This window comes from Enterococcus sp. DIV1096b, from assembly GCF_050498765.1.
GTDB classification, from domain to species: Bacteria; Bacillota; Bacilli; order Lactobacillales; family Enterococcaceae; genus Enterococcus_D; species Enterococcus_D entomosocium.
The window spans coordinates 1,478,437-1,500,149 of sequence record NZ_JBMHEK010000001.1 but is presented as its reverse complement, the minus strand read 5'-3'; the positions used below and the strand labels follow the sequence as shown (position 1 = coordinate 1,500,149).

General features: G+C 43.3%; 20 protein-coding genes and 1 riboswitch. Of the genes, 5 read left to right on the top strand and 15 right to left on the bottom strand.

The features are described 5' to 3' along the window. The first annotated feature begins 4 nt into the window (after window positions 1-4). From IGJ17_RS07165 to IGJ17_RS07155, 3 genes are all read left to right on the top strand, one after another. Window positions 5-439: a hypothetical protein gene (locus IGJ17_RS07165; protein ID WP_086372827.1), complete on the top strand. Its 435-nt coding sequence runs from the start codon at window positions 5-7 to the stop codon at window positions 437-439. 101 nt (window positions 440-540) lie between these two features. Further along, window positions 541-1,146: a DUF1054 domain-containing protein gene (locus IGJ17_RS07160; RefSeq protein ID WP_008381464.1), complete on the top strand. Its 606-nt coding sequence runs from the start codon at window positions 541-543 to the stop codon at window positions 1,144-1,146. Between the two features lies 1 nt (window position 1,147). Further along, window positions 1,148-3,196 carry a penicillin-binding transpeptidase domain-containing protein gene (locus tag IGJ17_RS07155; RefSeq protein ID WP_086372826.1) on the top strand — a complete coding sequence of 683 codons (2,049 nt, stop codon included), beginning with the start codon at window positions 1,148-1,150 and terminating at the stop codon, window positions 3,194-3,196. Window positions 3,197-3,241: 45 nt separating this feature from the next. On the opposite strand, the gene purB is transcribed toward IGJ17_RS07155, so the two are convergent. The 9 genes from purB to IGJ17_RS07110 all read right to left on the bottom strand — a co-directional run bounded on the left by purB (window position 3,242) and on the right by IGJ17_RS07110 (window position 11,473). Further along, a complete protein-coding gene (gene purB / locus IGJ17_RS07150; RefSeq protein ID WP_008381467.1) occupies window positions 3,242-4,540 on the bottom strand; it encodes an adenylosuccinate lyase in 1,299 nt (432 codons plus the stop codon). 13 nt (window positions 4,541-4,553) lie between these two features. Continuing rightward, complete coding sequence (gene purK / locus IGJ17_RS07145; RefSeq protein ID WP_172634721.1) at window positions 4,554-5,672, bottom strand: 5-(carboxyamino)imidazole ribonucleotide synthase; 1,119 nt, start codon at window positions 5,670-5,672, stop codon at window positions 4,554-4,556. Then, complete coding sequence (gene purE, locus IGJ17_RS07140) at window positions 5,665-6,153, bottom strand: 5-(carboxyamino)imidazole ribonucleotide mutase (protein ID WP_005236418.1); 489 nt, start codon at window positions 6,151-6,153, stop codon at window positions 5,665-5,667. Before purE ends, purK begins: the two co-directional genes overlap by 8 nt. Window positions 6,154-6,484: 331 nt before the next feature. Then, window positions 6,485-7,789 carry a nucleobase:cation symporter-2 family protein gene (locus tag IGJ17_RS07135; protein WP_016613324.1) on the bottom strand — a complete coding sequence of 435 codons (1,305 nt, stop codon included), beginning with the start codon at window positions 7,787-7,789 and terminating at the stop codon, window positions 6,485-6,487. Then, a complete protein-coding gene (locus IGJ17_RS07130) occupies window positions 7,789-8,370 on the bottom strand; it encodes a xanthine phosphoribosyltransferase (RefSeq protein ID WP_016613323.1) in 582 nt (193 codons plus the stop codon). Before IGJ17_RS07130 ends, IGJ17_RS07135 begins: the two co-directional genes overlap by 1 nt. A 76-nt stretch (window positions 8,371-8,446) precedes the next feature. After that, a riboswitch (purine riboswitch) is annotated at window positions 8,447-8,544 on the bottom strand. An 82-nt stretch (window positions 8,545-8,626) separates the two neighbouring features. Further along, window positions 8,627-9,304, bottom strand: coding sequence for a hydrolase (locus IGJ17_RS07125; RefSeq protein WP_008381475.1), 678 nt, complete (start codon window positions 9,302-9,304; stop codon window positions 8,627-8,629). Window positions 9,305-9,324: 20 nt separating this feature from the next. Then, on the bottom strand, window positions 9,325-9,930 hold the full coding sequence (locus IGJ17_RS07120) for a glycoside hydrolase family 73 protein (protein ID WP_005236425.1): 606 nt from the start codon (window positions 9,928-9,930) through the stop codon (window positions 9,325-9,327). Next, complete coding sequence (locus tag IGJ17_RS07115; protein ID WP_194188144.1) at window positions 9,927-10,937, bottom strand: M15 family metallopeptidase; 1,011 nt, start codon at window positions 10,935-10,937, stop codon at window positions 9,927-9,929. Before IGJ17_RS07115 ends, IGJ17_RS07120 begins: the two co-directional genes overlap by 4 nt. A 32-nt stretch (window positions 10,938-10,969) precedes the next feature. Further along, a complete protein-coding gene (locus IGJ17_RS07110) occupies window positions 10,970-11,473 on the bottom strand; it encodes a hypothetical protein (protein ID WP_086317279.1) in 504 nt (167 codons plus the stop codon). A gap of 123 nt (window positions 11,474-11,596) precedes the next feature. Here IGJ17_RS07110 and IGJ17_RS07105 point away from each other — a divergent pair, with 123 nt between their 5' ends. Further along, window positions 11,597-12,553, top strand: a complete 957-nt coding sequence (locus IGJ17_RS07105) for a Gfo/Idh/MocA family protein (RefSeq protein WP_429961188.1) — start codon at window positions 11,597-11,599, stop codon at window positions 12,551-12,553. A 33-nt stretch (window positions 12,554-12,586) separates the two neighbouring features. On the opposite strand, the gene IGJ17_RS07100 is transcribed toward IGJ17_RS07105, so the two are convergent. Beyond that, window positions 12,587-13,549, bottom strand: coding sequence for an aromatic acid exporter family protein (locus IGJ17_RS07100; RefSeq protein ID WP_429961187.1), 963 nt, complete (start codon window positions 13,547-13,549; stop codon window positions 12,587-12,589). A 98-nt stretch (window positions 13,550-13,647) separates the two neighbouring features. Between IGJ17_RS07100 and IGJ17_RS07095 the strand changes: the two genes are divergently transcribed. After that, window positions 13,648-14,247 (top strand): FUSC family protein, encoded by a 600-nt coding sequence (locus IGJ17_RS07095; protein ID WP_005231932.1) that lies wholly within the window; start codon window positions 13,648-13,650, stop codon window positions 14,245-14,247. 44 nt (window positions 14,248-14,291) lie between these two features. Here the strand turns inward: IGJ17_RS07095 and IGJ17_RS07090 are convergent, their stop codons facing one another. From IGJ17_RS07090 to IGJ17_RS07070, 5 genes are all read right to left on the bottom strand, one after another. Continuing rightward, window positions 14,292-17,714, bottom strand: coding sequence for an FtsX-like permease family protein (locus tag IGJ17_RS07090; RefSeq protein ID WP_429961186.1), 3,423 nt, complete (start codon window positions 17,712-17,714; stop codon window positions 14,292-14,294). Next, the gene (locus tag IGJ17_RS07085; protein ID WP_008381485.1) at window positions 17,715-18,416 is read right to left on the bottom strand and encodes an ABC transporter ATP-binding protein; all 702 of its coding nucleotides are present in this window, start codon (window positions 18,414-18,416) and stop codon (window positions 17,715-17,717) included. Between the two features lie 160 nt (window positions 18,417-18,576). Continuing rightward, window positions 18,577-19,416: an SDR family oxidoreductase gene (locus tag IGJ17_RS07080; protein ID WP_008381487.1), complete on the bottom strand. Its 840-nt coding sequence runs from the start codon at window positions 19,414-19,416 to the stop codon at window positions 18,577-18,579. A 122-nt stretch (window positions 19,417-19,538) separates the two neighbouring features. Continuing rightward, complete coding sequence (gene nagA / locus IGJ17_RS07075; protein WP_061054006.1) at window positions 19,539-20,684, bottom strand: N-acetylglucosamine-6-phosphate deacetylase; 1,146 nt, start codon at window positions 20,682-20,684, stop codon at window positions 19,539-19,541. Between the two features lie 68 nt (window positions 20,685-20,752). Then, complete coding sequence (locus IGJ17_RS07070) at window positions 20,753-21,598, bottom strand: helix-turn-helix domain-containing protein (protein ID WP_008381491.1); 846 nt, start codon at window positions 21,596-21,598, stop codon at window positions 20,753-20,755. Window positions 21,599-21,713: the final 115 nt, after the last annotated feature.

Genomic DNA, 21,713 nt, shown 5'->3' with positions numbered 1-21,713 from the left:
TTTCATGCTATATTTAGGTCGTATTGTAGCTACATTCAAGGAGGAGTACTATATGTGGTCGCTAAAGAATCGTGCTGAACTTTTTTTAGCTCATCTAACAGACAAAGAAAAACAACATCTCCATAACGAATTATTGGCCGTGCAGCAAATCCTTTCCATTAACCAACAAACGAGTTTCTATGTATTCAGTCCCTTCAAAAAAGGGGCACGTCCTCACTATGCAGAAGAACAAAAAAGAGTTCTACAATTTCAAAATGGCCGCAATGACGAATTGATCATTCACCAGATACATCGTCAAAGCTTATTTAAACATACGTATTCTTTCCGTATTTATTTTAATTTAGAAGAAATGGACTTTTCTTTTTTAGACGATCTTTTGCATCTTTTGAAGGAACAAAGTCAAGCCCCTACCTTTAACTTAAGTCACGCTACGCACTGACGGGTGATCACTAAATAAAAATAAGATAAAAAAAACAAAAGCCCGAAATTTTACGGGCTTTTTTTGTTATACTGTTTTCAGACAAAAGAAAGGACACGATTATGCTATTTACAAAACAGTCATTTGATGCTTTTGCTTTAGAAACATTAGAAGAAAGAATGGAAAAAATCCGTTCAGAGATCCAGCCGGTTTTCCAAACCATCGGCGAGGCAGCGATCCCATTATTTGAAGAAAGCTGTCAAGACCCTTTTTATTTGCATATCGCACAGCATCGGCGTAGAACCGTCTACCCTCCTGCCGAAACGTGGGCGGGGATCGGCCCTAACAAGCGTGGTTATAAAATGGATGCCCACTTTCAAATTGGGATCAATCAAGAGTATGTCTTTGTTTGGCTCAGTGTGATCGATCAACCGAAAAATCAAGCAACGATCGCGGAATCTTGGCTGGCTCAAAAAGAATTATTTGATCAATTGCCAGCAGACTTTACGCTATCTCCTGATCATACCAAGTATGACCACTCTCCAATCGCTAAATGGCCAACCTACTTAGAACGATTACAGAAAGTCAAAAAAAGTGAACTTCAAATTGGCAAGATCTTTCCAAAAGAAATGATCGAAGACGTTGAAATGGCGGATATTTTAGCAGTTTATCAAACGCTGTTGCCGCTTTATCACGCCCGTTTGTCGGCACTAAAGGAGGAACAATAATATGTCAGAAAACCGGCGCTCTCGCAAAGAAAAACCAGCGAAAAAACCTAAGCGTTTCGTCTGGCTGGCACTCCCTGCCGCCTTATTAGTACTTGGTGGCGGTTATTATGGCTATACAGTCTATCAAAATCGACAAGAAGAAGCAGCAGCAAAAAAAGTCCTCAATTCCTTTATCGATGCTATATCTGATCAGAAGTACAGCGATCTATCTGCTTTACTGACCGAAGAAAGTTTGGAATCAAACGGCTTTACCGCAGACGAAGTCTCAGCAAAATACGAAGCGATTTTCACTGGTATCGGTGCCGAATCATTTAAAGCTTCAGGAATTGAGGTAACGCCCGATGATAAGGATTCCGATCAATTCAATTTCCAATACAACGGTTCCTTAACCACCTCGTTAGGTGAATTAACAGAGCTGTCTTATAGTGGCACGATTACTCTGACTGATGACCAAGCCAAGATCGATTGGTCGCCTCAATTGATTTTTCCGGGAATGGAAGGACAAGACAAAATCAGTATCTCTGTAGATAATGCCACACGTGGAGAAATCCTCGACCGAAATAATGAACCGCTAGCAGAAAATGGCACGCTCTATCAACTAGGCGTCATTCCTGGGCAGCTGGGTACGGGAGACGAAAAAACCGCCAATATCAAAGCAATCGCGGAGCGTTTTGACCTAACAGAAGATGCGATCGATCAAGCATTGGCTCAATCGTGGGTCCAAGATGAGTTGTTCGTTCCCTTAAAGATTATCGAACCAACCGATGAAATGCCAACTGGAACAAGTTTAAAAGAAACGACGGGACGGACTTATCCTCTTGGAGAAGCCGCTGCCCAGTTGATTGGTTATCTAGGGAACGTGACTGCAGAAGATATCGAAAAAGATGAAACACTAGCAAGTAACGGACAAATTGGTCGTAGTGGTCTGGAAGCTGCCTTTGACAAAGAGTTGCGGGGCGAAAATGGCGGAAAAATCGCCATCACTGATGAAGACGGTGCTGAAAAATCGGTTCTTTTAGAAAAAGAACGGGCAGATGGTAAAGATATCCAACTGACCATTGACGCACAAGCCCAAAAGACAGCTTTTGACGCCTTACAAAATCAGGCGGGCTCCACGGTCGTCACAGAACCAAAAACCGGTGATCTGCTAGTATTAGCCAGCTCACCAAGTTATGATCCCAATAAAATGACCCAAGGAATCTCACAAGAAGACTATGATGCGTATGAACAAAATGAAGCCTTGCCTTTCATCAGCCGCTTTGCTACGGCCTATGCGCCAGGTTCGACCTTTAAGACCATCACGGCAGCGATTGGCTTAGAAAACGGTACGATCGACCCTACCCAAAGTATTGCGATCGATGGATTGAAGTGGCAAAAAGACAGCTCGTGGGGAGACTACTTTGTCACCAGAGTCAGCGATGTAGCTTCTGTCAATCTAAAAGATGCACTGGTTTACTCTGATAACATCTATATGGCACAACAAACCTTAGCTATGGGTGAAGATGCTTTTCGTAACGGTTTGTCGAAATTGATTTTTGGTGAGACGTTGGATTTACCGATTGCGATGAATCCTGCTCAAATTTCCAATGAAGAGTCCTTCAACTCAGAGATTTTACTGGCAGATACCGGCTATGGGCAGGGAGAACTGTTACTGAATCCCATTCAACAAGCTGCTGCTTACTCGGTCTTTGCCAATCAAGGGAAGCTGGTCTATCCCCGTTTAGTGAAAGAGGCAGAGCAAAAAGACAAAGAAGTCTTTAAACCAGAGACGATTGAGCAAATCAATCAAGATTTGACAGCTGTTGTCTCAGATGCCAACGGAACGGCACACTCTTTGGCAGCGCTGAACATTCCGCTAGCTGCCAAAACAGGAACTGCTGAAATCAAAGAAAAGCAAGATGAAAAAGGCCAAGAAAACAGCTTCTTATTCACCTTCGATTCGCAAGATCAAGGATTTCTGATGGTTTCCATGTTAGAAGATCGCCAGGAAAACCAATCAGCAACTGGTTTAGCACCTGATCTATTGACCTACTTAGCTGAAAATTATTAAAAAAGCCGCAACCTTAAGACGGAGGTCTCAAGGTTGCAGCTTTTTTTATTCGGCTAAACCGACACGTTCAAAGATCGTGTCAACTTGTTTTAAATGATGGTTGTAATCAAAGGCATCGTCCAAATCAGCTTTGGTCAAAACATCCGTGATTGCTGGATCAGCTTCTAACAATGGGCGGAAATCCGTTTGTTCATCCCAAGCTTGCGCTGTTTTCGGCTGAACCAAGTCATAGGCTTGCTCTCTGGTCATTCCGTGATCGATCAATTTCAACATCACCCGTTGGCTGTAGATCAATCCAAAGGTCGCATTCATATTGCGCTTCATATTCTCTGGGAAAACGGTCAGATTTTTGACGATATTGCCAAAGCGATTCAGCATGTAATCGATCAAAATCGTCGTATCCGGAATAATGATCCGTTCTGCCGATGAATGTGAGATATCCCGTTCATGCCAAAGGGAGACATTTTCATAAGCCGTCACCATATGACCGCGAACGACTCTTGCAAGTCCGGCCATATTTTCAGAACCGATTGGGTTACGCTTATGGGGCATGGCAGAAGAACCTTTTTGTCCTTTGGCGAAGAATTCTTCAACTTCCCGCGTTTCTGATTTTTGTAGTCCACGGATCTCGGTGGCGAATTTCTCAATGCTGGTTGCGATCAATGCCATTGCTGAAAAATATTCTGCATGTAGGTCACGAGGCAATACTTGCGTGGAAATATCTTGCGCACGAATCCCTAGTTTTTCACAGACATACTCTTCGACAAATGGAGGGATATTTGCAAAGGTTCCAACAGCACCACTGATCTTTCCAGCTTCGACCCCTTTTGCTGCCCGCTCAAAACGTTCAACATTGCGTTTCATTTCTGAATACCACAAGGCTAATTTCAAGCCAAAGGTCGTTGGTTCCGCATGAACACCATGGGTACGTCCCATCATCACGGTATGCTTGTATTCTTTGGCTTTTTCACCAATGATCGTCACGAAACGGTTCAAATCTTCCCGAATCAAATCGTTGGCCTGTTTCATCAAGTAACCATACGCCGTATCAACAACATCCGTCGACGTCAAGCCGTAGTGGACCCATTTACTTTCATCACCCAAAGATTCAGAGACTGCTCGGGTAAAAGCAACCACATCATGTCGCGTTTGCGCTTCGATCTCTAAGATACGGTCGATATCAAAGGATGCTTTTTCACGAATCAATGCAACATCCTCTTTCGGTATCTCTCCTAATTCCGCCCAAGCTTCGTCAGCTAAAATCTCGACTTCTAGCCACGCTTGGTAGCGATTTTGATCGGTCCAAATAGCACCCATTTCTGGTCTTGTATAACGCTCTAACATGTTTTTATCTCCTTTAATCCCAAATATTGGTTTGATAGATTTCTTCAGTGGTTTCTGCAATGTCTTCCGTCAAAATAGTGATATGTCCCATTTTGCGACCGGTTTTTGCTTCTTCTTTGCCATAGTAATGAAATTGCCAAGCAGGTTTTGTGGCAATCAGATCATAGGTTTCTGTCAATTCATCTCCTAAGACATTGACCATGACTGCTGGTGAAAGCAAAGAAACTTCCGGCAACGGCCAGCCACAGATGCCGCGGATATGAGCGTCAAACTGACTCATGGAGCAAGCTTCGATCGAATAGTGACCCGAATTATGCGGACGTGGCGCCAATTCATTGACATACAAGCCGCCGCTTTTGGTCAGGAACATTTCGATGGCTAAAACGCCTTGCAGATCCAAAGCTTTTGCAATAATGTGAGCGATCCGTTTGGCTTCTTCGGCAACTTCTGGATCAATGTGCGCAGGAGCGATCGTTTGATGCAAAATATTGTTACGGTGGATGTTTTCTACCACTGGGAAAGTGGTAAAGGTTTCTCCATTACCGGCAACTAAAATCGATAATTCTTTTTCAAAAGGAATCCATGCTTCTAATTCGCAAGTTCCTTCGCGAAGTAAATTCATGGAAGGCGCCAAATCAGCCGTACTGTAAAGCACGTGCTGTCCTTTTCCGTCATAGCCGCCTCTGGTGGTTTTTAATACACAAGGGTAACCAATGCTATCGATGGCATCTTGGATGTCTGTCGGGCTGATGATCGTGGCATAAGGTGCAATCACGATATTGTTTGCCTCTAAAAATGACTTCTCTAACAAACGATCTTGAGTGATTGCTAACAGATCGGTGCCTTGAGGGATATGTGAGTAAGGCAAAATAGAGTTCAATGCTTCAACACTGACATTTTCAAATTCATAGGTGATTACATCGGCACGTCGAGCCATTTCTTCTAAAGCAAACACATCATCATAGGCAGCAACAATATGCCAATCAGCGACTTGGGCTGTTGGACAATTGGCAGTAGGGTCTAAAACGCCAACCCGAAAGCCCATTTCTTTGGCACTCATTGCCATCATACGACCTAGCTGTCCTCCGCCAACGATTCCGATCGTTGCGTTGGGCATTAAAGGTTTAATCAAGTTGATCACTACTTTCCAATACGATTTCTTTTAATGTATTTCTTCGTGCGTCTAATTTCTCCGCTATCTCTAAATCATACATGGAAAGCATCTGGGCTGCAAGTAGTCCTGCGTTAGTTGCGCCAGCTTTTCCGATCGCCGTTGTTGCTACTGGTACACCACCCGGCATTTGCACGATCGATAAAAGGGAATCCAAACCGTTTAATGCGCGTGATTGGACGGGAACACCAATGACCGGCAATGTTGTTTTAGCTGCCACCATTCCCGGCAAATGGGCAGCGCCACCCGCTCCTGCAACAATGACTTTAATCCCTTTTTCTCGGGCTGTTTCTGCAAATTCGAACATCAAATCTGGTGTACGATGTGCCGAAACGACTTTTTTCTGATAAGGTATCGCTAACTCATCTAAAATCAAGCAGCACTCCTTCATTGTTTCCCAATCTGATTGACTTCCCATAATCACTGCAACTGCTGGTTTCATTCAATTTTCCCTCCACTGAATTTTTACGATTCTCTTCTGAATAAACCTCAGAAGTATTTTTCTTACGAAAATCATTTTGTTAGCAACCTTTTGAAGCTACGTCTGAGATATCCCAAAGGCACATGGCTCTGCTAACATTCACTTTCACCTCTAAATAGTAACGAGTTGCCCGAGCAATGTCAAAATATTTTCGAACTATTAACAAATTTTACTTTTCATTGTTCGCTTTTATCTCAAAGATATGTATTCAACACGTCAGATATCCGATAATAAGACAAATAAAGGAACAATACAAAAAATCCAGACGAATCCTCGTCTGGATCAAATAAACTTACTGTTGCAAGCGCAATTCCGTCACTTCGTCTGTTTCTTTCGGCAGTCCATTAAAGAACAGATTCAAAACAATGGCAGTCAAACTACTCATGACGATCCCATTGCCTGTAAACATTTGAACGGTTTCAGGCATTTGACTGAATAAAGTGGGCATCATATTGAACCCTAAACCAAAACCGATTGATACTGCAATCACTAACAAGTTCTTGTCATTCATAAAATCAACTTTGCTCAGCATTCTCATCCCTTGAACAGCCACCATGCCAAACATCACTAACATGCCGCCGCCAAGCACTGCCTCTGGAATGATCTGTGCGATGGCACCGACTTTTGGAAACAACCCTAATACGATCAAAAAGATTGCTGAAAAGAAAATCGGACGGCGCGTCTTAATGCCTGAAAGTTGAACCAAACCTACGTTTTGTGAAAATCCAGTATAAGGAAACGTATTGAAGATCCCACCAAGGATCACCGCCAAGCCCTCCGCACGATAGCCGCGCTTTAAGTCATTGCCTGTAATCGGTTTTTCAGTAATGTCTCCCAGTGCAAAATAAACGCCTGTGGATTCTACCAAACTAACGATGGAAATAATGATCATCAAGACGATCGACCACAGATCAAAGGTTGGTAAACCGAAATAAAAAGGCTGAGGCAAATGAAACACAGGTGCATGAGTGATGGCAGAAAGATCAACCAAGCCTAATAATGCTGCTAAAATAGTCCCACCGATCAAACCGATCAGTACGGCAATCGAGCGAATAAAGCCTTTGCCAAACACTTGCACGCCAATGATCAGCGCAATCGTCACAAAGCCTAACAATAAATTCGTTGGATCACCAAAGTTAGCAGCTGCGGCATCCCCTCCACCGATTTTGGTGATGGCGACTGGAATCAAGGTCAAGCCGATGACGGTAATCACCGTTCCTGTCACCAATGGAGGGAACAAAACTTTGATTTTCGAAAAAATGCCGGCGATCAAGACAATGAAAATCCCAGCAGCAATGATCGCTCCGTAAATCGCACTGATTCCTGATTTGGTGCCAATCAAAATCAATGGGGAGACAGCTTGGATGGCACAACCTAAAACGACTGGTAGGCCGATCCCAAAAAAGCGGGTGACGACTAATTGCAAAAGCGTAGCGATTCCGCACATGAAAATATCGATCGAGATCAAATACGTCATCTGCGCTTCATTAAAGCCGAGGCCTGTTCCAATCAACAAAGGGACGGCAACAGCTCCTGCATACATCGCTAGCAAATGCTGCAAGCCTAAAACTGCTGAACGGCTATTCGTCTCTTTCATTAGGCATCTCCTTCTAAAAAGCTAACTTGACCTTCCGACAATGAGGCGATTCGTGCTAAGGAAACAACGGGGATTCCCATTTCTTCAAGCAATTGTCGACCAGTTTGGAATGATTTTTCAATGACGATCCCAATGCCAACGACTTTTGCTCCTGCTTGCTGACACAATTCGATCAATCCTTTTGCAGCTTGTCCGTTTGCTAAGAAATCATCAATTATTAATACCGTATCATCTGAAGATAAGAATTTCTTAGAAATCGATACTTGGCTGGTCACTTGCTTAGTAAAGGAATAGACCGATGCGGTCAACAACTCTTCATCCATCGTCAGACTCTTTGCTTTTCGAGCAAAGATCATTGGTACCTGCAACTTTTCTGCAGTATAAAGTGCTGGTGCGATCCCTGAAGCTTCGATGGTCACTACTTTGGTGATCCCACTTTCTTGAAATCGTTCTGCAAAAACTGTACCGATTTCTCTCATCAACTCATAATCCACTTGGTGGGTCAAAAACTGGTCCACTTTGAGAACCCCTTCACCCAAGACGTTCCCGTGTGTTTTGATACGCTCAACTAATTTATCCATCCTAGCTCTCCTCGTTCCTTTCTATTCCATCCTGAAAAAAAAGACACTCTTTTTGCCAAAGCAAAAAAAGTGTCTAACAGGCACGATTTTTACTTATAGTCCGATATTTACGGTATCGGGTAGAGACTGTCGACCATATTTCGACGATATACAAGTAATTTTTAAATGATAGATTCGATTATGCCTGTCTTTGATTAAAAACACAAGCATGGAATGCCCTTTATAAATAAAAATATTCTCATTTGTGGATCATTTGCTACTCTGGTTTCTCCATATCACGATAGTGCTCCATCTTTTTACTGAAAAGCTCCCCGTTGGAAGGCGGCGTGTAAGTGATCGCATTCGCACCTGCTTCAATCGTTTCTAAGATGCTCTCCTCAGTTGGACCACCCGTTGCAATGATCGGCAGCTTCGGATATTTTTTACGGAAGAAAGCCACGGTATCCGCTGTGTCCTTGCCGGCACTGATATTGATGACCTTCACACCAGCTTCAAGTTTGGCATCAATTTCAGTATACTTACTCGTTACGGTACTGATAACGGGAATATCCACGACTTTACAGACTTGCTCCACAGTTTTCAATGGCGTGGGTCCGTTTAAGACGACCCCGATCGATCCCTGAGCTTCAGCAAACATGCTCATATAAGAAGAGCGGAATCCTTGGGTCAAGCCGCCGCCGACACCAGAAAACACTGGAATATCCGCTGCTTCGATAATTGCTTTCGTAATTGCTGGGTGCGGTGTAAAAGGATAGACCGCTATCACAGCGTCAGCATTTGTATTACGGATGATCGCAATATCCGTAGTAAAAATAATGGAGCGGATTTGTTTCCCAAATATTTGAATGCCGCTAGCCTCTCGAATAACTTTAGGCACTTTGACGATATCTTTGCGTAAATCAGTGGTGATTTTTGGCATATATTTTTCTTCCATAAGCAGCCAACTCTCTTTTCTTATTGATCAAATCGATTCAATTGGTAGGTTTCAATGACTTGAATGATTTTGCTGGCATAATCTGGATCCGTTGCATATCCTGCATCTTGTAAGGCTTGTGCGGCACTGCGGTAGTCGTTTGCTGTCAAGACATCTACATAAAGCGCAGGATTCCAATCAACACCATTTACAAACAACATCGTATGATCATCCATTGATTCTTCCCAAGTATCATAGACACGAAAATCTCCTTGAATCGTGACCCATTCTCCATTATAAAACTCTTGGGTATCTAATGTCACCTTTTTTGAATGACCAAATGACTTGATGCCAAATAAATTATTGTATTTGCTGGCTAGAGAACTCTGGCCCCAATCTGATTCAAGAATCGCCTGACCTATAATGATACTTGGTAAAATCCCATAGCCTTTTTGCAGTTCTTGCGCGTAAGGAGCAATGCGATCGATAAATTCTTCATGAGAGATCGCTTCAGTATTTGTTTCTTCCTCTTTCGGAAGAGGATCCGCCAAACTATTTAAGGAAAAAATAAAAGCAATCCCAATTAAGAATAACCCTAGAAAGACTAATGGGAAACGAGTCTTCTGTTTTTTTCGTCTTGCGCTCATTTTTTCACTTCCTTTGTCTGACTAAACACGTTCTTAGCGAACAAGTCGCCTCCACTCAGCAACACCTCATCTTGTGTAAGCTCACTGCTTTCTTGACTTTTAGCAAGAGAACCCTCATAGATCCAGTCCTCTGACAAAGGATCTTCCCATTCGTGAGAGGACAGTTCTGCTTCTTTTCGAGCGATGTGTTCTTTTGCTTCTTCTAGAAACTCTTCAAAGGTCAACTCCTGCTCCTCAATGTAGGTTGCCGCTTCGACTCCTACATATCGTAGATGCCAAGGCTCATAATCGATTTGCGTAATAGCATGTTTTCCTTTCGGGTAACGGATGATAAACCCATACTCCCTTGCATGAGCTTGTAGCCATTTTCCACCCTCAGTATCACCGAACCCCTCATTGAGCAGCTCTCCTGTATGATTTTGATACCAATCCAGATCCACAACATCAACAGCAAGCCCAGTATGGTGTTCGCTATAGCCAGGCTCAGTAAAGGTCAGTTTCGTGATCCGAATTGCTTCTTCTTTTGTATGACCTTGACTCATCAGGGTGTTGACATTGGCATTGAATATCTCCTCTTGATACGCTACTGAACGGTAGGCAGAGACCATCACCAAAGGATGTCCTGCAGCTTTTGCGGCATCTGCCAGCTTTTCATAAGTTGAAACGATGCGTTGATCGACGAGATAGCCATTCGACAATTTTCCTAAATCTTTTTGGGCAATTTCGCTTTTGATTTTATTGTTTGGGCCTACCAAAACCAATGACCAATCATCCAATGAAACAGTTGGAAAATCCTCTTCGTTCACTTCATCACTAGCACTTGCTTGTTCTTGTGACTCTTGCGTGTTCCCATTTGGCTCTTTTTCATTTGTTTCTGTTGTTTCACCCGTTGATGCTTGATCTGTTGAACGAGCGATACTTGCACTCTTTGTTGGGGTGACTGCGGTCACTCGGTTCACTTGAATGGTTAAAAGAACCAGAAACAAGAATCCTGCTGCCGCAGCCATTCCATAATACTTTTTCAAAAAATACCCTACCTTTAATTATAAGTTTCTTCCAGATTTTCTTTAACCCACTCTAACAACTCGATTTTTTCATTGCGGATCTGCTGCTGAACAACAGCGGGCAATCGGAAGTTTAATATATCATCATAACCCCACTCATCATACGTAATACTGACTCTCAAATCAAGGTATTGGGCTGTTTCTTCAGATTCTGTTAACAATTCGACTTTTGCTAAATCGCTACCTAGCCACGTTCTGGCGATTTGGGTTTTCATTTTTTTGAACTCGACGACCGCTTGATTGCGTTTTTCTGGATAAATGACGGTCTGGCGAATGATTTTTTGGATCAGCATCCATTCATAATCCGAAAACAGCAGTTTCACTTTCTGATTTTCAGCAGGCGATAAACTCATTGTGCCGCTTTTCCAAGCTTCCCATTGCTCCTCAGTGATTCCTAAATGTGTCTCATAAAACTGTTTTTCTGATGTATATTGCTCGATAATCGTATTTAAAATAATGGCTATTGATACATTATGCATATGTTATCCCTCCTCTTCTATATTTTACTGAAAGTCAGCCGTAATGGAAACTTTTTGCGATTGTTTTTGATTATTTTAAAGAATTCATTTCTTTTGTTATACTAAATATGAAGGAGATGATCAATGATGAAAAAATACCGTTGGGGAATGATTGGACTTGGAGACATCGCGACACAATTTGCCGCTGGTTTTTCCAATGAAGCAAGTGAACTGTATGGAGTCAGCGCCCGCAGTTTGCCAAAAGTCCAGGCCTTTGCCGAAAAATACGCTATCCCCCATGCTTATGAAAGCACAGATGCTATGCTGGAAGATCCGCAAATTGATATTGTGTACATTGCAGTACCTAATGATCTTCATCACGAATTTATTATGAAAGCTCTAATGGCCGGAAAACATGTCCTCTGTGAAAAAGCCATTACGACCAGTGCCGATGAATTAGCTGAAGAATTGACCTTAGCCAAAGAAAAAAATCTGATCTTAGAAGAAGCTATGACGATCTTCAATATGCCGGTTTATGCACGTTTGAAAGAAGAGATCGATGCTGGACGCTTAGGAAAATTAAAAATGATCCAAGCACCATTTGGCAGCTATAAAGATCCTGATCCCACCAATCGTTTCTTCAACCCAGATTTAGGTGGCGGTGCGTTACTGGATATTGGCACATATGCCGTTTCATTTGCTCGCTTTTTCATGACGGATACGCCAGAAGTGGCGTTTAGCAGCATGAAGCCCTTCTCTACTGGTGTAGACGAACAATCTGTAACGATCCTCCAAAATCCAGCTGATGAAATGGCTAGTGTCACGCTGACTTTTCAAGCGAAAATGCCTAAAACCGGTATCGTCGCTTTCGAAGAAGGATACATTACCGTAGATGAATACCCTCGTGCGGACAAAGCCGTGATCCATTTCCGAGATGGAACAAATGAAGTGATTGAAGCTGGCGACAGCAGTCAAGCCCTTAATTATGAAATTGCCAATATGATCAAAGCCATCGATGGCGAGCTCGAAGGATCGATCCATTTGACCACCGATGTCATTGACGTTCTTGATCAAATGCAAGCTTTTTGGGAACAACAGTAAAAGCGAAAAGACTCCTTTGCAGGAGTCTTTTTTTTAGCGCTCCATCGTCTGAATCTGTTCAGAAAAGTCGGCTTTGGTTTCAATAAAACTTTTAAAGGTTTGCAGAAACTGAAACAGCTGGGCCCGATTTTCAAATTCTGCTCTTGTTTGCGGCAATGGTTTTTGTCGATAATCTTCGTATAAAGCTGCAATTTTTGCCAAGATCTCTTTTCCATCGTTATTTTCATGAAAGGACTGGGCGGTAAAGGATAGCAGCTCTTGAAACGCATTTGTATAGGCTTCTTCTACCCAAAACAATTGTAATAGATCAACCATTTCCAAGAGTAAGCGCGCTTGACTTTGCCGCATGGTGAAATACTCTTCATAATAAGAGGCTTCTCCTCGCCACTGGTTTTCACTATGAACCATCGCTTGCTGTTTGCCTTGCTTGATTTCTCCTAACAATGCTTGGCAAACATGAGGGAGCGTCGCCTTTTCTTTTTCTGTTAACGCGATCGACATGTCTTTTAAAAGACTTTTAAACGTTTCTTCCACCAACTGCTGTTTTTCTTTCAATGCCCGTTCGCCGTCTGGCATATACAAGTTAAATAAAAGTGCAAAGCCGATGCCAATACTCATCAACAAAAAAGCATTTCCAATCAATGGCCAAGCAAAAGAACGTTCCATCATATAATGGGTCACCAAGACCGAATTGACCACGATCCCATCGATTAATTTGAAATAGACTGCCGTCGGAATAAATAGGAAGAGAAAAAGAACAAAGCCCAGCGGACCAAAGCCTAAAAGATGAAAGCTGACAAAAGCTAGGAGCGTCGCGATCGCCAAGGAAACCAAGCGACCGATTCCTGTAAAGAGCGAGGTTTTCTTTGTATTCCCAACACTCAAAATTGCGATGATCCCTGCGGCTGGTGCATACAATAGACCGATCTGCTGAGCAAGAAACATGGACAAACCGGAAGCAACTGCTGTCTTCACTGTTCTCAATCCAATTTTCATTTTTGTCACCTCCTTTGAAAAGTATACTAAATTGTGAGGAATAAGACTAGAATTTCTCAACAGCATTGGGTATGATTAAGTAAAGGGGGCATTCTACCATGAAACTGGGGCGTTTTCGCTTAGGTATGCGAACGATAAAAACAGCCATCGCTGTCATGCTTTGTATTCTGCTCTTTCATTTCCTTGATCGCGGCCAGCCTTTGATTGCTGCCTTGTCTGCTGTCTTTTCATTGCGACAAGACCTGACAACAACAATCTCTTTTGGGAAATCACGGGTATTAGGAAATACGATCGGCGGCGGTACAGCCATTTTTTATTTTTTGACGAAGCAATATTTTCAAAATGATTTTCTGATCGAATTGTTTGTCCTGCCCGCACTGGTCATCTTTGTCATCGTTTTTTCAGATGGCATCAATAACAATTCTGGCATCATCTCTGCCATTGCGACGATGCTGTTGATCACTTCCAGTGTTCCACAAGGGGAATCGATCATCTTTGCATTGGACCGTGTGCTTGATACCTTTATCGGTACCTTAGTTGCCCTGTCAATCAATTTTGTTATTCGACCACCTGAGGAAGAGAAAAAGGATGAGATTCAAGAAGATTTGGTCGTGCTAAGGCAAAAAGAGCTTGAACTAAAAGCCATGCTAGAAGAAGTCCAAGGGGAAATCTCTGAGCAAGAAAAACAAGAAAAATAAAAACAGCCTTTTTCCAGAATGCTTCTGAAAAAAGGCTGTTTTTGTTACTCATTGGCTTTCAAGGCATCGATCATATTGACATGTTTCAACTTGAAATACATCGCGATCCCTACCACGCCTGAAAACAAGCAGGTCAATCCCGCTGCATACACATAGCTCATTGGTTCGACTGTCGGTGAAAACATGGCGATATCAACTTCGATGGTCTGTAAGACAAATTGATGCTGAAGCACCCCTAATAACAAGCCAAAACCAATACCGAAAATCGTTAAAAAGATATTCTCACGAAAGACGTACATCGTCACTTCTCGATCATAAAAGCCTAATACTTTGATAGTCGACAACTCGCGGATCCGTTCCGCTATATTGATATTGTTCAAGTTGTACAACACGATAAAGGCTAATGCCCCTGCTGACGTGATCAAGATCCAAATGACGATGTTCAAGGTTGCTGTCGTGTCATCTAAGGCATCCGCTGAAGCTGAGAGGAAGGAAACATTGATGACATTATCTTGTGCCATCAGGTCAGCTGCGATCGCTTCTTCATCTGTTTTGCTTAAGCGCTGATTGAATTTCAATAACTCACTATTGTAAGCAGGCGTTTCCTGAAAGATCTTTTCGTACGTTTCAGGTGTCAAATAAGCAAAATGGCCCGTGTAGTTTTCTGCGATGGCAGCTACCTTCAGTTGAAATTCCTCGCCGCTTTCATTCGTCAACGTTATCGTATCACCCACCGATACTCCAAACAACTTAGCAAGCTTTTCATTGATGATGGCACCCTCTCCTTCTAGCTCGTAAGCTTCTCCTGAAACCCGATCATTCAAGTGGACAAAACTCGATAAAGCCGCAGGTTCTTCTGGCACGGTGACGGTTACTTCTTGCTGCGTGACCCCCGATTGAGCCAACGTCAGACTTTCCGTATGCAAGAATAACCCTGCTTCAAAGCCTTCAATATCTTCTGCGGCGGCTTTTGTTTCACTCATTGCTTCCGAATCCTCATCATCAAAGGTGATCACCGCCTGATACTGCCAGATTTTCTCAAACTGTAAAGGAATGATATTGCTGATAGAATCTCTTAGACCAAATCCAGTCAAGATCATGGAGGTACATCCCGCGATCCCTAAGATGGTCATGAGCATTCTGGACTTGTAGCGAAACAGGTTTCGCATTGTAACTTTTTGAATAAAACTTAAGTGCCGCCATAAAAAAGTGATTCTTTCTAAGAGAATTCGTTTTCCTGTTTTGGGTGCCTTTGGTCGTAACAATGAAGCCGATGACTGTCTTAAATCAAAACGTAAAACCAGCAACGCGATACCGATGGTGCAAAGCAAGCTGACTCCCACAGCAATCAATGAAAGCCGCAAATACCATGGGGTGTCATACTCCGTGAGATTGTAAAGCGGTCCATAAGCTTGAATGATGATTGCTGGAAAAAAGGAAAAGCCTACTGCTAGGCCCAATACAGCACCTGTGATGCCTGCTGCAGAGGAATAAAGCAAAAATTTCTGTCCAATCTCCCAGTTGCGATAGCCTAGTGCTTTCAACGTTCCGATCTCACTGCGTTTTTCATCGATCATCCGCGTCATAGTGGTTAGACTCACTAAGGCTGCGATCAAAAAGAAAATGACTGGAAAAATCGTCGCTAACGAAGAAACGCGTTCCGCATTGTCTTGGTATTCTGAATAACCAGGATTCGCATCGCGGTTCGCGACACGATAAACTGCCGGTTTTAGCTCCAACAATTCCTGCTCTTTTTCCGCAACTTCTTTTTTGACATCTTCAAGCTTTTCGCGTTCTTTTGGTGCTCTTTCTTTAAATTCGGCAAGCTTTTCTTGAAGGGTTGCTTCGTTTTCTCGGTATTCCAGCCAGCCCTTGTCTAGCAAAGACTGACCATTAGCTTGCTCAGAAGCTAAAGTCTCACGAGCAACACTCAGCTGCGATTCTCCTTGAGTGATCTGGGTCTGAGCCTGTGCCAATTCTTGGCGTCCGGCACTGACCTGGCTCCAGCCAGCGTTGACTTGCTGTTGCGCCCGTTGAAGTTGCACTTCTTGTTCATTGATTGCAGCCAGTTGTCCGCTTAATTGGGCACGTTGTTGCTCACCTTCAGCAATGAGTGGATTCAATGTATCTTCAGCTGCCGTCAGCATAGTAGCAATCATCGTTTCATCGATTTCCTCCAGATCAGGAATCGGACCAAGGACATCTGTCGGTAGGTTCAACTGTGCCAGAGCGGCTGTTACTTGTGCATAGACGGTAGGCAGCTGGGCCATTTGCTCCTCTGCAGAAAGTTGACCCACACTTCTGATTTGATCCATGCCTTGGTATGCCAGCGCAAGTTGCTCCTCCACTTGTTGGATGCCACTTTGTAGTTCTGACTTTTGTGCCGAAATGGGCGCTAACTGGGCTTGGGCTGATTTTACTTGGGCTTCTTGCTGAAGCAACGCTTGTTCGCTTTGATCCAGCAGTCGTTGGTTTTCCGCCAACGCTTGCTTACCCTCAGCTATTTTTTGTGCTTCACTATTCAACTGCTCTTGGGCAGCTTGAATTTCTGTTTGGAATGCTGCTTCTTGTTCCGTCAGTTCCCGGTGCGCCTGCGCTAATTTTTCTTGTGCGTCGTCGAGTTCCCTTTGTGCTTCTTGCAGAGCCGTTTCTCCGTTGCGGATCTGTTCTTTGGCTTCGTCAATGGCTGGTTGTGCTTCATCGATCAGCTCTTGTCTGCGTCCTTGCGCCCGAGGAGCCAACTTTTTCTCAACTTCAGCACTTATTTGATCTCTTTTCGTCTGATACGCCACTGAATAGCTTTCCATTTGAGATAAGTCATCAAAGCGAACTAAAAATCGGGCGTACGCACTTTCTTTAAAATCCTCCTCAGGAATCACCGCAAAGTAATCCACTGTCCCATTACCAACGGTACTGTTCCCCCGATGAAAGTTCTCAATATATTCAGGACTATTGACAAAGCCCACGATCGTGAAGGTATGGTTTTTTAATTGATTTTCGCCACTTTCTGGAAACTCAAAGGATTCATCTAATTCGAAACCACCACTATTTTGTGCCGCTTGATCTAAGGCGATTTCCCCTGATTTTTGCGGCAATCGACCAGAAGTCACCTCATATTGATTGACAGATCGATCTGTTGAAAGAGAGAAGACACGAATCACAGCACGATGATTTTCGGCATTGATATCAGCGATCTGCTCCGTCTCAACCGCTGTGACACCAGGCATTTCCTCAATGATTTGCCGATCGGTATCCGACAACCCCAAAGTTGAAGCAATTGTAAGGTCGGCTAATTGTTGGCGAGAAAAGTAATCTTCAGCAGCTTGTTTCATATTAGGGCCGGTGGCGCTGATCCCGACAAAAAAAGCGACTCCTAAAAAGATAATGCCTAAAATGGACAAAAACCGCCCGGGTGCTTGCCTAATTTCACGTAAACTGGAACGTAATAATGTTTTTTTCATAGGCATTTACCAAGAAATAGAGGCAATTGGAATCGGATGAGTATTTTTTTCCATCTTGCGAACCTTTGCGTCATTGATATGGATCACGCGATCCGCCATGGGAGCCAATGCACTGTTGTGTGTAATGATCAAAACGGTCGTCCCAGTCTCGCGAGCTGTTTTTTCTAAAATAGCCAAAATCTGTTTTCCCGTTTCATAGTCAAGTGCCCCAGTTGGTTCATCACAAAGCAGCAGTTTGGGCTTCTTGGCTATGGCACGAGCGATCGTGACCCTTTGCTGTTCACCGCCAGACAATTGTGCAGGAAAGTGATCCAAGCGATCACCTAATCCAACTTGGGTCAAAATCTCAGCTGCATCAAGTGCTTCGGGTACGATTTGTGCCGACAGTTCCACATTTTCTCTAGCCGTCAAGTTCGGCACCAAATTGTAAAATTGAAAGACAAATCCGACGTCTTTGCGACGATAGGTCGTTAGTTGTTTAGCATCAAAACCAGCAATATCCGTTCCATCGACAATCACTTGGCCGCTGTCACATTGATCCATCCCGCCTAGTATGTTCAAAACGGTGGACTTACCGGCGCCACTAGGACCAAGGATCAGCGCGATCTCGCCTTTCTCTACGGAAAAAGAGACGCCATCATTGGCAGCAATCACCGTATCGCCCATTGTGTATTTCTTCACTTCTTTCACTACTTCAATATAACTCATTTTATTCCTCCAAGAATTCCAGCGCCGCATGCGCTTTCTCGCTTAACAGTGTATCACACTTTTTCCCTTGAAAGAAACCGCAAAAAAGCAGCACAAGGTCGTGCTGCTAAAAAACAAGTCATTTATTCAAAGTGATCCAGATTGGCAAAAGCAAAACAAATCATTTTGTGTGGTCCGCAATTCTTTGTTGCGTTTCTTGCCATAGTTTCTGTGCTTGTTGCTGCTCCTTCGGGATCTCGGTTAGGACTGCTTGACGATCAACAAAGTAGCGGCCACTGATACCCGCAACGTCTGGACTTAGCGCTAAGTAAATCGCTGTATCTGCCCCTTCTTCGGCTGTTTTAAAAAAAGGCGTCAACATTTTATAAATAGATTGACCAAATCCTGTTTGTCGACTGACCCCTAAGCTGGTCGCCACAGCTCCCGGATGCAAGGAATTAGCAGTAACGGTCGTATTGCGTAGCTGAAACGCAAGCGCATCCGTAAATAAAATCAGGGCTTTTTTTGAGCGGCCATATTCCCGCCAAGGGAAAAAATCCGGTACATCGAAAAAGCGCTGATCCTTTTTCTTTACAAATTTGTAGGCGCCGGATGACACATTGACGATCCTGCCGGCATCGGCACGTTTTATTAGCGGCAATAACTGACGGGTCAGTTCAAAATGCCCCACGTAGTTTACGCCCAGCATTTGTTCAAATCCATCGGCTGTTCGCTCTTTTTTTAAATTGACGATGCCCGCATTATTGATCAGTACATCCAATTTCTCAAAGCGGGCGTTGATTTCAGCGGCTGACTTGCGTACGCTAGCCAACGACCCCAAATCACCGATCACTAGATCGATGCTTGGATTGCCTGTCTCTTCCTTCAAACGTTGCTGTGCTGCCTGCCCTCGTTCGGCAGAACGGCAATACAAAATCACATGCATCCCCAATTCTGCCAATTGTTTGGCTGTTGCAAAGCCCATACCGGCATTGGCGCCGGTAACTAAAATCGTCTTCAAATCCCCATCATCTCCTTCATAGGATGTCGTTTTCTTTCATCATAACTGAAAACAAAAAAATCTGCTCAAAAAACAGATCAAGAGAAGCTCTCTTCTTGTTTCTTTAAGCAGATTGTTTTATTTTACACCTGGTAGCGGCAGACGCCATCTAAATAGGTGGCTGTTACATTCATTTCTTGATCCAAAACAATAAAGTCAGCTGGGCGACCTTGTTTGATCATGCCGCAAGCATGGTCAATTTTACAGCTGATTGCTGGAATCAAGCTGGCCATCATGACCGCTTCTTGAGGGGTAGCGATTCCCCAGTCTACTACATTTTTCACAGCTTCTTTTAGTTTCAAAATACTACCAGCAAGATTGCCAGTTTCCATTCGAGCCGTTCCGTCTTTCACCACTACTGGAAATTCACCTAAAATATAATCACCATCTGGCATGCCGCCAGCCATCATACAGTCAGTGATCAAGGCAACATGGTCGTGACCAGCTTTTTCCATCAAAATCTCAGCTGCTTGAGGATGCACATGGTGGCCATCACAAATCAACTCTGAAAAAACTTCTTTTAATGAAAGTAGGGCACCAACCATTCCAGGCTCGCGATGGTTTAATCCGCGCATACCGTTGAATGCATGAACAAAAACGCTAGCACCAGCTTCAACTGCTGTTTGCGCTTCTTGTAATGTACCGTTACTATGGCCTAGAGCAACCACTACGCCTTCTTCCGTCACTTGCGAAACAAACTCACTCACACCTTCTCGCTCAGGAGCCAAGGCGATTTTTTTGATAATTCCACCAGAAGCTTCTTGCCATTCATGGAAGGTATCGATATCAGGATCACCAAAATAAATTGGATTTTGTGCACCTTTATGTTCTTCAGTAAAGAATGGGCCTTCAAAATAGATCCCTTGGATTTTTGCTCCTGTAACTTCGTCTTTGACTTTCCCAACGGTTTCAGCAACATCCCGCAACCGTTCTTTGCTGGATGTTAAGGTTGTTGGCAAGAAGGAAGTCACACCACATGATAAAAGGCCTTCCGACATGGCTTTAATGCCTTCTGCATCGTTGTCCATCACATCATGGTTCATAAATCCGTGGATATGAGTATCCACAAGACCCGGTGCTACCCATTTGCCTGAATAATCTTCTACGTCTGCACCAGAAGGGACTTCATCGACGATCGCTCCGAATTTCCCCTCTTTGACCTCCAGGTAACCAGGGCCATGAACCGCTGATTTTAGAAAGAATTTGTCTGCGTAAATATATTTATTCATCTTGATCGCTCCTCTATTTCTTTTCTTCCTTAAAAGTACTCTTATTTAGGGAAGAAGTCAAGAAAGGTCTACACCACTTTGTCAGATTGGCGAATATCCATGACAGCACGATACAGCTGAAAACTTTTTTCGGCTGCATTTTCTTCTTTCAGTCTATAAAGTAAGTGTCCCTTCAGTTCAAACAATTCTTCTAGAAAATACAAACTGTTTTTTTCTCTGGCTAAGGAAATGCCTTCGTTCGTTACCTTTAGCGCGAGGCAATCTTCTTGTTGCTCCTTTAAAAAGACCGCATAATTGTAGTAAATTTTGGTCAATGATGTGGAGAGACGTTCCGGCGGCAGTGCGTGCATGGCATCGTAAGCTTTTTCTAAGTAAAAACGAGCCTCACCCAGTTGCAGCAAATCACTATAGACGCGGCCCATGCAGCTCAGGATACGAATTTCCATCACCGAAACATTGGTCTTATCCTGTTGATAGGAGTAGGCCAGTCCTTTTTTCAGCGCCTCAAGGGCGGCATCATAGTTTTGATCGAGGAAATAATCACAGCTGCCTAGATAGTAGTAATACATTTGCATATCTGAATCCAGATACAAATAATCCTTGATCGCCTTATCTTCCATTTTTTCCCGCATTTCTTGAAACTGCTTATGGACAAAATGTGATTCGATTTCGGCAAAGATTTGATTGGTTTTGTTGATCTCTTCCGAATGAAGCATCATTACTTGATCTAAGGTGACTCCTAAGCGTTGGCAGATTTGGTACATCACCCAGACATTCGGCAACTCTTCGTTGTTTTCAATACGGCTTAAAACACTTTGCGAACAAATATCTTCCGCTAACATCTTCTGTGTCATCTTTCGTTTCAACCGAATCGAACGGATATTTTGACCAAAAGATTCTTCTTTTTTCTTCATAATTGTCCTCCAGGGGGAATTCTTATAAAAACCGAACGTTTCTTGTCAAAAATGCGAATTCGCATTTTTAATTTTCTTTATTTTAGCACATAATGACAAAAAGGAAAGCAATTTC